15 protein-coding genes are annotated in these 12,443 nt (G+C 69.0%); 5 read left to right on the forward strand and 10 right to left on the reverse strand.

The annotated features are described in order from the left end of the window. Nucleotides 1-177 precede the first annotated feature (177 nt). From ACLQ6X_RS08485 to ACLQ6X_RS08495, 3 genes are all read right to left on the reverse strand, one after another. Nucleotides 178-831, reverse strand: a complete 654-nt coding sequence (locus tag ACLQ6X_RS08485; RefSeq protein WP_411699738.1) for an FMN-dependent NADH-azoreductase — start codon at nt 829-831, stop codon at nt 178-180. Between the two features lie 7 nt (nt 832-838). Beyond that, complete coding sequence (locus tag ACLQ6X_RS08490) at nt 839-2,020, reverse strand: FAD-binding oxidoreductase (RefSeq protein WP_411699739.1); 1,182 nt, start codon at nt 2,018-2,020, stop codon at nt 839-841. A 170-nt stretch (nt 2,021-2,190) separates the two neighbouring features. Continuing rightward, a complete protein-coding gene (locus tag ACLQ6X_RS08495) occupies nt 2,191-3,066 on the reverse strand; it encodes an LLM class flavin-dependent oxidoreductase (protein WP_411699740.1) in 876 nt (291 codons plus the stop codon). A gap of 64 nt (nt 3,067-3,130) precedes the next feature. Here ACLQ6X_RS08495 and ACLQ6X_RS08500 point away from each other — a divergent pair, with 64 nt between their 5' ends. Continuing rightward, complete coding sequence (locus ACLQ6X_RS08500) at nt 3,131-3,508, forward strand: winged helix-turn-helix transcriptional regulator (RefSeq protein WP_411699741.1); 378 nt, start codon at nt 3,131-3,133, stop codon at nt 3,506-3,508. Between the two features lie 105 nt (nt 3,509-3,613). Here ACLQ6X_RS08500 and ACLQ6X_RS08505 read toward each other — a convergent pair whose 3' ends face one another. The 7 genes from ACLQ6X_RS08505 to ACLQ6X_RS08535 form a co-directional block, all read right to left on the reverse strand. Further along, nucleotides 3,614-3,988, reverse strand: a complete 375-nt coding sequence (locus ACLQ6X_RS08505; RefSeq protein WP_411699742.1) for a VOC family protein — start codon at nt 3,986-3,988, stop codon at nt 3,614-3,616. 76 nt (nt 3,989-4,064) lie between these two features. Then, nucleotides 4,065-4,772, reverse strand: coding sequence for a helix-turn-helix transcriptional regulator (locus ACLQ6X_RS08510; protein WP_411699743.1), 708 nt, complete (start codon nt 4,770-4,772; stop codon nt 4,065-4,067). 92 nt (nt 4,773-4,864) lie between these two features. Next, entirely contained in the window at nt 4,865-5,278 is a 414-nt protein-coding gene (locus ACLQ6X_RS08515; protein WP_411699744.1) for a molybdenum cofactor biosynthesis protein MoaE, read from the reverse strand. Next, nucleotides 5,271-6,296: a bifunctional molybdenum cofactor biosynthesis protein MoaC/MoaB gene (moaCB, locus tag ACLQ6X_RS08520; protein WP_411699745.1), complete on the reverse strand. Its 1,026-nt coding sequence runs from the start codon at nt 6,294-6,296 to the stop codon at nt 5,271-5,273. The genes ACLQ6X_RS08515 and moaCB overlap by 8 nt, the downstream gene beginning before the upstream one ends. Further along, entirely contained in the window at nt 6,293-7,483 is a 1,191-nt protein-coding gene (gene glp / locus ACLQ6X_RS08525; protein ID WP_411699746.1) for a gephyrin-like molybdotransferase Glp, read from the reverse strand. The genes moaCB and glp overlap by 4 nt, the downstream gene beginning before the upstream one ends. Further along, nucleotides 7,483-8,652, reverse strand: coding sequence for a ThiF family adenylyltransferase (locus ACLQ6X_RS08530; RefSeq protein WP_411699747.1), 1,170 nt, complete (start codon nt 8,650-8,652; stop codon nt 7,483-7,485). The genes glp and ACLQ6X_RS08530 overlap by 1 nt, the downstream gene beginning before the upstream one ends. A gap of 21 nt (nt 8,653-8,673) precedes the next feature. Then, the gene (locus ACLQ6X_RS08535) at nt 8,674-9,879 is read right to left on the reverse strand and encodes a hypothetical protein (protein WP_411699748.1); all 1,206 of its coding nucleotides are present in this window, start codon (nt 9,877-9,879) and stop codon (nt 8,674-8,676) included. 128 nt (nt 9,880-10,007) lie between these two features. Between ACLQ6X_RS08535 and ACLQ6X_RS08540 the strand changes: the two genes are divergently transcribed. From ACLQ6X_RS08540 to ACLQ6X_RS08555, 4 genes are all read left to right on the forward strand, one after another. Continuing rightward, on the forward strand, nt 10,008-10,421 hold the full coding sequence (locus ACLQ6X_RS08540; RefSeq protein ID WP_411699752.1) for a TOBE domain-containing protein: 414 nt from the start codon (nt 10,008-10,010) through the stop codon (nt 10,419-10,421). After that, nucleotides 10,418-11,197: a molybdate ABC transporter substrate-binding protein gene (modA, locus tag ACLQ6X_RS08545; protein WP_411699749.1), complete on the forward strand. Its 780-nt coding sequence runs from the start codon at nt 10,418-10,420 to the stop codon at nt 11,195-11,197. Before ACLQ6X_RS08540 ends, modA begins: the two co-directional genes overlap by 4 nt. A gap of 2 nt (nt 11,198-11,199) precedes the next feature. After that, nucleotides 11,200-12,009: an ABC transporter permease gene (locus ACLQ6X_RS08550; protein WP_411699750.1), complete on the forward strand. Its 810-nt coding sequence runs from the start codon at nt 11,200-11,202 to the stop codon at nt 12,007-12,009. Further along, a partial coding sequence (locus ACLQ6X_RS08555) for an ATP-binding cassette domain-containing protein (protein WP_411699751.1) occupies nt 12,006-12,443 on the forward strand: 438 nt, incomplete at its 3' end. The genes ACLQ6X_RS08550 and ACLQ6X_RS08555, both read left to right, overlap by 4 nt.

Below are 12,443 nucleotides of genomic sequence, written 5' to 3' on the forward strand. Positions count from 1 at the left end.
CCGTCGCGGGCCCCCTTAAACTTTCCCGGGCGCCCCCGGGTTTCCGGGGGGGGGCGCCGTTCGCGCGATGGCGGCGATCAGCGTGCGCAGGTCAGATGACAGGGCAGTGCGTCACTGATCGGCGAGACTAGTGCCCTTGGATGCCTAGGCCCGGTCGTATTTTTCCGGGCGCCAAGTTTAGGCCGCGCGGTTTTGTATGGTGAGAGATCGCCCGTGCTCGCGTGCCCGGTGTTCGGCGTCCCCTTTGATCTGGTCGGCCATGTCGGTGAAGGCATCGAGGGCGGGATTGACGCCGACGAGAGTGAATTCGCGGCTGACGATCCGCAGGTCGATGTGCCAGACGTCCTCGAGGATGCGGCGCATCCAGTCGGTGGCGTGGTCCCAGCCTTCCTTGGGCGTGCCGGGGGAGTAGTTGCCTCCCTGAACCGTTACGAGGACGCCTGGCTTCCCCGCAGTGACGGTGGCGGTGCCGGGGGCCATTCGAGGGTCGGTGGTGACGAGGTCGACGTAGGTCTTGAAGTGTTGCGATGGTCCGAAATTGTAAAGCGGGACGGCGAACAGGTACGCGTCGGCTTGGTCGAGCTCGTCGATCAGGGTGCTGGCCAGCGTGAGCGCCTGGCGTTGCTGTTCGGTACGGTCGGTGTCGGAAGTAGCGCCCGCGGCGAGTGCCGTGGCCCAGGCGTCACTGGGCAGGGGGTTCACCCCGATGTGGCGGCGGCTTACGGGTGCGTCGGGCGCGGTTTCCTGCCAGTGCTTTTCGACGAGGTCCGCGAGAGCGCGGCTGGTGGACCCATCTTCGCGGATGCTGGCATCAAGACGGAATAAAGACATGGATCTCCTAGATGTTGTGTTGATGAGTGAGTGCTGCGGTGGTGGGGTCGATGAAGAAGTTGTCGCGGAACAGTCCGCTCGGGTCCCACGCCTGTTTCAGTGTGCGCAAGCGCGCAAGATGCGCGGGTGGAAAAGCGCGGGCCAGCACGCCTGGCCCGGTGTCGGTTTCGAAGCTCAGATACATGCCCTCAAGGTGGGGGAGGAGCCCAGTCCAGCGCGTTTCGAAGTCGGCGGAGCCGCTGCCGAGGGTGGCGATGAGAAAGTTCGCTTTGCGCCAGGCGTAGGCGGTGGCATCCGCCGGGGTGTCGGCGACCGCACCACCCGCGGACCGCACAGTGAGGAAGAAAGAACTGTTCGACGCGAGCAGGTGGGCAAGACCCTCCGCGAGGGCGGGGGTGAGGTGTCGGGCCAGGCCCGAGTGACCGTGGGGTTCGCCGCGGCCGTGCTGTTCTGCATGCTGGGACAAGAGAGCCGGATAGGGCATGAGTTGGATTGACTGATTCGCCAGCGGTGCCAGCGCTGCGAACGGTCGGAGCCGCTCTATGACCGTGTCGGGGTCGTCCGCGTCCACGACGATGAGCGCCTGTGCGGGCGAGGATCCCCGCCCGCCGGGGCTGAGGATCAGTGTCCCCGTCACGCTCGGGTGGGAGTGTTCGATAGTTGTTCCCCAGGCCTTCAGGAACGCGGCGATATCGTTTGGTGTGTAGACCAGCATCGCGAAACCAACCTGCGGACCGATGGGGTCGATATCGAACTCGAACGAGACGGCGATTCCGAAGTTCGCGCCCGCGCCGCGCATTGCCCAGAACAAGTCGGGGTGCTCGTCGGCGGAGGCGTGTACGAGTTCGCCATCAGCCGTTACTGCGTCGACTGATCGGAGATGGTCGATCGTCAGCCCGTGTTCGCGCACGAGCCAGCCGATCCCGCCCGCGGTCGCAAGGCCGCCCACGCCGACGCTTCCGGAGTCGCCCGCAGACAGCGAGAGTCCGTGGGGTGCGAGTGCGGCCGCGACGTCTCCCCAGCGGGCGCCGGGACCTAGGCGGGCGCGGTTGCCGTCCAGTACCGTGATCTCGTTCAAGGCATCCACGGCGATCACGATGCCGCCGTCGTTCAGGGATCTGCCCGAAATTCCGTGGCCGCCGCTCAGGATGCCAAGCGGAACGTCACGGTGTCGGTGGGCGTATCGCACAGCGTCTTGTACCTCGCCCGGCGACTGGGGGCGCAGCACCAAGCCGGGGCGGGCGCTCCGGAAGAATCCTGCCGTGTACCGGGAATAGCCTGGGTGCTGGGGCCGCAGCGCCCGTGTCACCAGAGAGCGTGGCAGCGGATCATCCGCAAGACCGGGGCCCAGTTGCGTATTCACGGTGTGGCCTCTCCGTGGCTTCCGCCCGATCGCGCCTCGCCCACCCGGTCACGGATCTCTGCCGCCGTGACCGTAGCGAAGCGACGGATCTCGTGGGGGTCGTCGCTGCCCAGTATGAATACGGACACCCCGTCTTCGATGGCCAGTCGCGCCATCTGTTGGGCCGATACCGGGGGAACGATGTTCATCATCCGCACAATCTCACGCGGGTCGCGGCCGGCGAGGCGAGCAGACTCGTCAATGTTCTGATTGCCCTTGGCGATATCACCGGGTTGCATCCACGGGAGGCTCGGAAGCCATCCGTCGCCCTTCCGCCCGATGATCTTCTGCATCCGCGGCTTGTATGCGCCCACCCAGATCGGGATCCGGTGAGCGGGTGTCGGACCGCGCTGCGCACCGTCGACCCGATGGAACCGCCCGTCGATGTGCAACGGGCTCCGGTCGGCGACATCCCATATGCCGCAGATGATGTCCAACGCCTCATCCAACCCGCTGACTGCATCCGGCGGGGTCAAGAGCGGGGCGCCCATCGACGCGATCGCATCGAAGAAACCCCCTGTGCCGATACCGAGCTCTGCGCGGCCCTCGCTGAGCAGATCAAGACTCGCCATCGCTCGAGCTAGAACGGCGGGCTGCCGCAACGGCAGGTTCAGCACATTTCCCGACACGTGGATGCGCGAGGTGCGCGCAGCAACCCACGTCAGCAGCGTCCACGTGTCGTGCAGCACCGCCTGATAAGGATGATCCTGGAACGTGACCAGGTCGAGGCCGACGTCCTCGCTGAACATCGCCAGATCCACCGGATGGTGCGGCGGCTGGTTTCGAGGAGTGATGAAACTGCCGAAGCGCAGTGGATGGTCGTAATCAGGCATGACTCCATGGTCGACACCATCTAGAGGAGACGCAAAGACGTGGTAACCCAGTTACGATAGGTAAGTGCAGCCATCGCCTACTATCCAATCCTCCGCCGGGTGGAACCAAGTCAACGAAGATGAATGCCGTCACGCCAGCCAGGTTCTCGAGGTCGTCGGCCAGCGGTGGTCGCCCAGCATCCTCCTCGCCCTCGCGCGCGGAGCCGAACGATTCAGCGACATCATGGCGGTCGTGGCCGGTCTCTCGGCAAGAATGCTCACCCTGCGCCTGAAGCAGCTCGAGACAGCCGAACTCGTCGAGAGAACTGTTGTACCCACGACGCCCGTCATGGTCCGCTACCGTCTGACACCTCGCGGCGACGACCTCATCACCGCGTTGCAGCCGATCGCAGGACACGTGCAGCGCTGGGAGAGCGACGGCGATGCGCGTGGCCGAAACTGATCGAGCAGGTTCAATGGGCAGGTGGTTCTAAAACCGTTTTCGGCGGGATATCCGGTTACACGAAATTCCTTCAGAGCACCACTTCAGGCAGCTGTCGCTGCCGCTTCAGAGGCTCGGCCGGGAGAAGATGTTGACGATGTTTCCATCGGGATCGCGGAACAGTGTGGACCTGTTCCCCCAAGGCATTGTGGTGGGTTCGAGCACGACGTCGTCGAGATCGTCCTGTAGCCGGGCGAACTCGGCGTCGACGTCCGCTACGAGGAATTCGATGATGATCGTGTTGTTGCTGGACGGCTTAGGTGCTTGGTCGCCGAGCATCGCGACGGTTGCTGTGCTCGCGATCGCGAGGGTTCCGGAGTTCGTTCGGACCTCGGCGAAGACAGGGGCGGGTCGTGTGGCGACTGTTCCGGTTACGGTCTCGTAGAAGCGGGCGAGCCGGTCGACGTCGTGGGTGATGATGCGGATGGATGCGAGGTCCATAGTGTTCCTTTCGGCCGGGCCGTCTGGCCCGAAGTACTCATACTGAGTGGGCGACGCGACAACGTCCTGTCGGTGTTTAGGCCGACTTCTCGTCTGGGCCGACTTTGCTCAGTTCGCCATAGACGATGCCGAGGTCTTCTGCGCGGAGCGGGCGTCGTGTGGGGCGTTCGCTGAGGGGGTTCGCCTCGGTGATGCGGTCGCCCCGGAACGCGCGGAGGCCGTTGCGAAGGCGACACCAGGCGATCAGGTACCAGTCGCTGCCCTTGCCGACAAACCCCATGGGTTCTACATCCCGCAAGGTCGCGGACCCGTGCCGGTCGACGTAGGCGATCCGCAGAACGTGGCCTGTTCGCAGTGCATTGGCCAGTTCGGGCGGTGCCTCGTTCGGCTTGTGCGCCCCAAGGAGGTGGATGCGGGCCGCCAGATCTGCGGTCTCTCGCAGGCTGCTCTCGTCTGTAACGGCGACGACCTTGCGGAGTGCCGAGGTCGCCGCATCGTGGAACGGGCTGGTCCCTAGGGTACCGAGAGCGATCATCACGGCGAGTGCCTCGTCGACAGTGAAGTTCAGCGGCGCCAATGTGTGCGCCGGATCGAGGCAGTAGCCTCCCGTGCGCCCGGGTTCCGCCCAGATCGGAACGCCACTCAGCTGTAACGCCGACAGGTCCCGCTCGATCGTCCGCGAGCTGACCTCGAACCTCTCTGCAAGCCACCGGGCGCTTCTCGGACGGGGCGCTATAGCCCGCAGCTCTTCAACGAGTGCATAGAGCCGGTCGGTGCGATTCACACGTTGACCTTAGTTCCGTAACAGGAAGGGCAATCGTCGTTTCCACAAGACGGTCCATCAATGGGCGAAATCCATGAGCGATCGTCGGCCCGCTACAGCCCGACCCACTCCGTGACGCCGGCCGTCAGGTGTTGGCGCTTCCAGATCGGCACCGTCTGCTTGATGATCTCGACCACGCGCTCGCAGGCGGCGAACGCCTCGGCGCGGTGCGGAGCCGCGGCGGCGGCCACGAGCGCGGTCTCGCCGATCGCCAGCGCCCCCACGCGGTGCACGGCCGCGATGCGCAACCCGGTCTCGCCCGCGACGAGAGCGCAGGCCTCCTCGAGAAATCGTGCGGCATCCGGATGCGCCTGGTAGTCGAGCGCGGAGACGCTCTCGCCGTGATCGTGGTCGCGCACGATCCCGCGGAAGGTCACGAGCGCGCCGTTCTGTGGCGTCAGCACGAACTCTTCCAACGGAGCCGCGTCGATGACGGTATCGGCGATCCGGGCAAGAACCTCAGGCATGCGGTCCGCCGCCCGACACCTGCGCCACGAGGTGCGGAAGCAGGTCGTCGAGCACGACGAGCCCGTCGTTCACGCCGTTGGGCGAACCGGGCAGGTTGACGATCACGGTGCCGCGGGCGGTCCCGGCGACGGCGCGGCTCAGGGAGGCCATCGGGGTGGTCGCGAGTCCGTGCGAACGGATGGCTTCGGCGACGCCGGGCAGCTGGCGGTCGATCACGGCGAGAGTCGCCTCGGGCGTGCGGTCGGTGGGGCTCACGCCCGTGCCGCCCGTGGTGAGGATGACGGCCGGCGCCGACTTCAGCACGCGGGCCATCTCGGTGGCGATGTCGGCGTCGGCGACCACGGTGAGCTCGGCGGTGTAGCCGGCGGCGGTGAGCCACGCGGCGATCACGGGGCCCGTGGTGTCTTCCCGCGTTCCCAGAGCGCCGGCCGTGGAGGCGACGATGACGGCCGCGGTGTTCGCCCGCGGCTTCGAGCGGCGCGGGCGCTTGGTGGGGGTGCCTTCGACGGGGGCCGAGGACCCTCCGACAGGCTCAGACGCCGCGGGGCGGGTCCAGTGGCCGTGCTTGCCGCCCGACTTGTCACGCAACTGGATGTCGGTCATCGTGGCCGCGGCATCCACCGCCTTGATCATGTCGTGGAGGGTGAGCGCGGCGACGGTCACGGCCGTGAGCGCCTCCATCTCGACGCCGGTCTGTCCGACGGTCTTGGCGGTCGCGGTGATCAGGATCGAGTCGGCGGTGAAATCGAAGTCGACCTTGACGCTCGAGAGCGGGATGGTGTGGCAGAGCGGGATGAGCTCGCTCGTCTTCTTCGCGCCCTGGATTCCGGCGATGCGCGCGGTCGCCAGCACGTCGGCCTTGGGCAGGTCGTCGGCGCGCACGAGGGCGATCACGTCGGGGCGCGTCACGAGGCGCCCGGTCGCGGTGGCGGTGCGCTTCGTCACGGTCTTGTCGCCGACGTCGACCATGCGGGCGCGTCCGTCGGAGTCGAGGTGGGTGAGAGTGCGGTCGCTCACAGTTCGATTGTTTCCACGGTGTCGCCCGCTTTCAGCTCGGTAGTCGTCTCGGGGATGTCGATAAGAACATCGGATGCGGCCAGGCCGGCGACGAGATGGGAGCCGGGCCCGGCGACGAGGTCCACTCTGCCACCCTCGACTGTGCGCCCGCGCAAAAACTGACGCTTGCCGGGGATCGAGGCGAGGTCGGACACGAGCGTGCGCGGTGCGCGGGTAGCGGCAGGAAGCCCGGCGACCCGGCGCAGCAGCGGTGCCACGAAGATCTCGAACGAGATCTGCGTACTCACCGGATTGCCCGGGAAACTGATGACGGGCACGCCCTCGAACGATCCGGTGGCCTGCGGTCCGCCGGGCTGCATGGCGATATGGCCGATGCGCCCGCCGAGAGGGGTCAGCACGTCGCGCACGACCTCGTGGTCGCCCATCGAGATGCCGCCGGAGGTGATGATCACGTCGGCGCCAGCGGCCGCCGCGAACATGGCGTCGTGCAGCTGGTCGGCATCGTCGTTGCTGTTGCGGATCGAGGCGACGATCTCGGCGCCGCACGCCCGCAGCGCCGCCTCGAGGGCGATGCCGTTGGAGTCGTAGATCTGGCCGTCGTCGACGGGCTGCCCCGGGTCGACGAGCTCGGCGCCCGTGGTGATCACGACGACACGCACCCGCGAGCGCACCTCGACGTCGCGGATACCGGCGGAGGCGAGCACGGCGAGGTGCCGCGACGCCAGCCGCAGGGCGGCGGGCAGCAGCTCCGCGCCGGCGCGCACGTCGCTGCCCTGCTCGCGCACGAATTCGCCGGCCCGCCTGGCGCGGTGAATGGTGACCAGATTGCCATCGATCGTCGCGTCCTCGACCGGCGCGATGGCATCCGCCCCCTCGGGAACGACGGCGCCCGTCATGATGCGCACCGTCGTCGACGGGATGAGCGGTTCGGGCGTGCCGCGCCGGGCGGGGACCTCGCCGAGGATGGGCAGGATCGTGTCGCCGTCGCGCAGGTCGGCGGCGCGCACGGCGAAGCCGTCCATCTGCGAGTTGCGGAACAGCGGCAGGTCGACGGGCGAGGTGACCGCCGTGGCCGTCACCCGGCCGAGCGCGTCGGCGAGCGGAACACGTTCGGTGCCCGTGGCCATGGCGCGCGCGAGCAGCGAGCGCACCAGCGCTGCGTGCTGGTCGACGGAGGTGTGGGCCATCAGTAGCGGGCCACGTCGCCGTCGACGTCGCGCGACCAGGCGTCGATACCGCCGGTGAGGTGGCGTGCGTGCTCGAAGCCGCGCTGCTGCAGAACGCGCAGAGCCGACTCGGAGCGCATGCCGTGGTGGCAGTAGACGACGAAGTTCTCGCTCGGGTCGAGCTTGTCGATCACGCTCTCGAGCGAGCCGAGGGGCACGAGCAGCGAGTCGGGGAGGCTGGCGATCTCGGCCTCCCACGGCTCGCGCACGTCGAGCAGCACGAGGTCGTCACCGCGCTCGATCGAGGCGGCAAGGTCGGCGGGGGAGATGGTGTCGCTCATGGCGGTCTCGCTTTCGGGGGTGGTGGTGCGGGGTGCGACGCCGCAGAAGGCGTCGTAGTCGATGAGGGCGGTGATGGATGTCGCGGAGGGATCGCGCTCGTAGGCGAGCTCACGGAAACCGCCGGTGAGGGCGTCGAAGGTGGTGACGCGGCCGAGCAGGGGCGTTCCGCTGCCGGTGAGCACCTTGAGGGCCTCGCCGGCCATGAGCGCGCCGATCACGGCGACGACGGTGGGGAAGACGCCGCCCTGCTCGCACGACAGCACCGAGCCGGCGGGCGGGGGAGCGGGAAAGAGGTCGCGGTACTGCGGGCCCTTCGCGGCCCAGGCCAGCCCGACCTGCCCGGCGTACTGCGACACGGCGCCCCAGACGAGCGGGATGCCCGTGATCGCGGCGGCGTCGTTGGCGAGGTACCGGGTGGGGAAGTTGTCGCTGCCGTCGAGCACGAGGTCGTAGCCGGCGAAGATGCCGAGCGCGTTATCGGCCGTGAGCCGGGTCTCGAGCGCGCTGATGTTCGAGGCCGGGTCGATAGCGTGGGCGGCGTTGGCGGCCGAGACGACCTTGGGGGTGCCGACGTCGGCGTGCCCGTGGATGTACTGGCGGTGCAGGTTGCTCGTTTCGACCGTGTCGTCGTCGACGATGCCGATGGTGCCGACCCCCGCGGCCGTGAGCGCGGGGATCACGGTGCTGCCGAGGCCGCCGGCCCCGATGACGAGCACCCGCGCGTCGGCGAGGGAACGCTGCGCCGCAAGGCCGAAGCCGGGCAGTGCGATCTGGCGAGCGTAGCGGTTCGCGTCTATCGACCTGTTCGCGCCTGCCGGGCCACTCGTCTCCGCCGGGGTTCGCTGCATGCCTTCGATTGTGTCAGGTGGTTAGCTTTCGCGCCGACCTCGACGGGGCGGCTGGACCGTGCCGACGAGCGTCGCGGCGAGGATGGCGGCGGTGCCCGCGGCGAGCAGGGCGACTGCGACGGCGAGGGAGGGCGCCGGGTCGGTGCCCGTGTCGGCCAGCTCAGCGGGCGCCGGGGCGGCGGCGGCCGGCACTGCGGGGGCGGGAACGGGGTTGGGGCCGGGCACCGCGGTCGGCGACGGGGCAGGTGTCGGCGCCGCGAGGAACGGCACGACGTCGAACGCCACGGCCACCGAGTCGCCGACGCTCACGTCGATCGGCACGGTGGGCGCGTTCGGCGCGACGGCGGGGTCGACCCGCAGCTCATAGGTGGCGCTCGGGATCACGGGCGGCAGGGTGAAGCTCCCGTCGGCCGCGGTCGTGGTCGACGCGACGACCTCCCCGTCGGCCTCGATCAGCTGCACCACGACGGGCGGCAGTGTGCCCAGGGTGATGACGCCCGCGACAGTGCGCGCCACGGAGGCGAACCACATCTGGGCTGCCGGGCTGCCGGCCTTGTAGGTCGACGTGATGGTCAGGGTCGAGAGGGAGACGAGGGGAGCGATCCAGATGGACCCACCCTGCGTGTTGCAGTTGGCGCCGACGGTGGGGCAGAGCGGATCCTCCGCGGTGACAGAATTCGCCGTGCTGGTCAGCGTCGGCAGGGTGAGCGGCGTCGCCTGCGCCGAACACGAGTTGGGGGTGGCGTCACAGTAGTTGAACGACGTGATGCCGAGGTCGGCCGCCGCCACGGGTGCTCCGGTCGCATCCGTCGCCGAAATGGTGAGCGACTCGGCATCGATGTCTCCGAAGGCGGCGCCCCAGACGCCCACCGGCGTGGGGGTGGCGAAGCGGAACGTCGTTGTGGACGGCACCGTCGTCGAGGTGGGGTTGATGCTCACGTAGGGCTTGCCCTGGCTCGACCCGACGAGTTGCCCCGCCGGCGAGCTTGTTGGCAGCCATGACGAGTTGCCCGACGAGGTGCCGAAGGCGCGAGAGGTGGATGTCACGGTGGTGGCGGGAAATCCTGCGGGCAGGGCGACGGTGCCGGTGTACGCGCCGGTCGTGCCGGCCACCGCCCAGGTCGCGTATCCGTCGGAGGGGGCGGCGCTCGCCGGGCCCGCACCGGCGACTACTAATAGCGCCGCGGCGAGGAGTGAGATGGGGAGGAAAGCGGCGCGGCGTCTCATTCGATCAACGGTAACGGCGATCGTGGCCCGTGACTAGGGGTGATTCAGGCTCAGGTTTGGGCCGTTATCCGCAGATACGGATATTATTTGCGTATAACTACGATTCTGCGGAGACCAACACCATGGCAGTGACACAATTTCGGGTCAGCGAAGCCGCCGCCTTGCTGGGGGTGAGCGACGACACCGTGCGGCGCTGGGCCGACGCCGGACGGCTCGACCTGCGCCGCGGCGAGTCCGGACCCGCGGTGATCGACGGCGCTCAGGTCGCGGCGCTTGCCCAGGAGCTCGCCGCCGAATCCGCTCTCGCCGCGGCGTTCCCCGCGAGCCGCGCCTCCGCGCGCAACCGCCTCACCGGCATCGTGACCCGGGTGACGAAGGACGGCGTGATGGCTCAGGTCGAGCTGCAGGCCGGTCCCTTCCGCGTCGTCTCGCTCATGAGCCGGGAGGCCGCCGACGAGCTCGGGCTCGAACCCGGTTCGCTCGCGACCGCGAGCGTCAAGGCCACGACCGTGGTCGTCGAACTCATGGAGCACACCAGATGAAACGTCTCGTCCTCGTTGCCGTCGCGGCAGCGCTCGCACTGTCCGGCTGCGCTTCCACGCCCGAGCCCGCGGCAGCACCGTCGGCGACCGCCGACTCGCTCTCCGGATCGATCACCGTGTTCGCCGCGGCCTCGCTCACCGGCACGTTCACCGAACTCGCGCGGGAGTTCGAGGCCGCGCACCCGGGCACGACCGTCGAACTCGCCTTCGCCGGGTCCAGCGACCTGGTGACACAGATCACCGAGGGCGCGCCCGCCGACGTCTTCGCCTCGGCGGACACCAAGAATATGGCGAAGGTGACGGATGCGGCCCTGAACGCGGAGGCTCCGGTCGACTTTGCGACCAACTCTCTCGAGATCGCCGTTCCGCCCGGTAACCCGGCTCGGGTCGAGGGCCTCGCCGACCTGGCCGACCCCGACGTGCGGCTCGTCGTGTGCGCCCCCGCCGTGCCGTGCGGGGCGGCGACCGTAGCCGTCGCGACCGTCGCGGGGGTCGACCTCTCGCCGGTGAGCGAGGAGTCGTCGGTCACCGACGTACTCGGCAAGGTGACTTCGGGCGAGGCCGACGCCGGCCTCGTGTACGTCACCGACGTTCTCGCCGCGGGCGACGCGGTGGAGGGTATCGGGTTCGACGAGTCGGGCGAGGCCGTGAACGTCTACCCGATCGTGGCCCTGGGCGGCTCGGACGCGCCCGACGTCGCGAGCGCGTTCGTCGCCTTCGTGGTCGGCGCGGCCGGCCAGAAAGTGCTCGCCGCCGCCGGATTCGGAGCGCCGTAACCGTGGCCGAGCCGGCGCGGTACGCGGGTATCCCGCGCTGGGTCGTGGTGGTCGCGGCGCTGGGGGCGCTGTTCGTGCTGCTTCCCCTGGCGGCGATGGTCACGCGGGTGAACTGGGGCGAGTTCGTGGGGCTCGTCACCTCCGAGTCATCCGTATCGGCTCTTCTGCTCAGCCTGCGCACCTCGCTCGCGGCGACCGTTCTCTGCATCGTCCTCGGGGTGCCGATGGCGCTCGTGCTCGCCCGCTCGCGTTTTCGCGGGCAACAGCTTCTGCGGGCGCTCGTGCTGCTCCCGCTCGTGCTTCCGCCCGTGGTCGGCGGCATCGCGCTGCTCTACACCTTCGGGCGGCGCGGGCTCGTGGGGCAGACGCTCGAGGGGCTCGGCATCTCGATCGCCTTCTCGACGACGGCCGTGGTGCTCGCGCAGACGTTCGTGGCGCTGCCGTTCCTGGTGCTGAGCCTCGAGGGCGCACTGCGCACGGTCGGCACCCGCTACGAGGCGGTCGGTGCGACGCTCGGCGCCGGGCCGACGACGGTGCTGCGGCGCATCACCCTGCCGCTCGTGCTGCCCGCGCTCGTCTCGGGCGCCGTGCTGTCGTTTGCCCGGGCGCTCGGCGAGTTCGGCGCGACACTCACCTTCGCCGGCAGCCTGCAGGGCACCACCCGCACGCTGCCGCTCGAGATCTACCTGCAGCGCGAGACGTCGCCCGACACCGCGGTCGCGCTGTCTCTCGTGCTCGTGGTCGTCGCGGTCGTCGTGGTCGGCGTCGCCCACCGGGCCGGATCGACGCGCTACCTGCGGGGTGCGCTGTGACGTTCTCTTTCGACGCGCGCGTCACGTCGCGGGGGTTCGACGTCTCGCTGACCGCGGCCCCCGGCGAGACGCTCGCGATCCTCGGTCCGAACGGGGCCGGCAAGTCGACGCTGCTCGACCTCGCGGCCGGGCTGCTGCGGGCCGACTCGGGACGCGCGGTTCTGGATGACACGGTCTTGTTCGACACCGATGGTGGCGGGCGGTTCACGCCCCCGCACGACCGCGGCGTCTCGCTGCTCGCGCAGCAGCCGCTGCTCTTCCCGCACCTCAGCGTGCTGGACAACGTGGCGTTCGGGCCGCGCAGCGCCGGGTTCTCGCGGCTCGCGTCGCGCGAGACCGCCCGGCACTGGCTCGCCGAGGTGGAGGCGCTCGAGCTCGCCGACCGTCGGCCCGCCCAGCTGTCAGGCGGGCAGGCGCTGCGCATCGCGGTCGCC

Origin of the sequence: Conyzicola sp. (assembly GCF_046714715.1) — a bacterium.
Lineage (GTDB): Bacteria > Actinomycetota > Actinomycetes > Actinomycetales > Microbacteriaceae > Conyzicola.

What these genes read in the sequence shown, in the direction of transcription:
- ACLQ6X_RS08485 (WP_411699738.1), bottom strand. Translation starts at nt 831, where the DNA reads ATGTCTTTATTCCGTCTTGATGCCAGCATCCGCGAAGATGGGTCCACC.
- ACLQ6X_RS08495 (WP_411699740.1), bottom strand. Translation starts at nt 3,066, where the DNA reads ATGCCTGATTACGACCATCCACTGCGCTTCGGCAGTTTCATCACTCCT.
- ACLQ6X_RS08505 (WP_411699742.1), bottom strand. Translation starts at nt 3,988, where the DNA reads ATGGACCTCGCATCCATCCGCATCATCACCCACGACGTCGACCGGCTC.
- ACLQ6X_RS08515 (WP_411699744.1), bottom strand. Translation starts at nt 5,278, where the DNA reads ATGCCTGAGGTTCTTGCCCGGATCGCCGATACCGTCATCGACGCGGCT.
- glp (WP_411699746.1), bottom strand. Translation starts at nt 7,483, where the DNA reads ATGGCCCACACCTCCGTCGACCAGCACGCAGCGCTGGTGCGCTCGCTG.
- ACLQ6X_RS08530 (WP_411699747.1), bottom strand. Translation starts at nt 8,652, where the DNA reads ATGCAGCGAACCCCGGCGGAGACGAGTGGCCCGGCAGGCGCGAACAGG.
- ACLQ6X_RS08535 (WP_411699748.1), bottom strand. Translation starts at nt 9,879, where the DNA reads ATGAGACGCCGCGCCGCTTTCCTCCCCATCTCACTCCTCGCCGCGGCG.
- modA (WP_411699749.1), top strand. Translation starts at nt 10,418, where the DNA reads ATGAAACGTCTCGTCCTCGTTGCCGTCGCGGCAGCGCTCGCACTGTCC.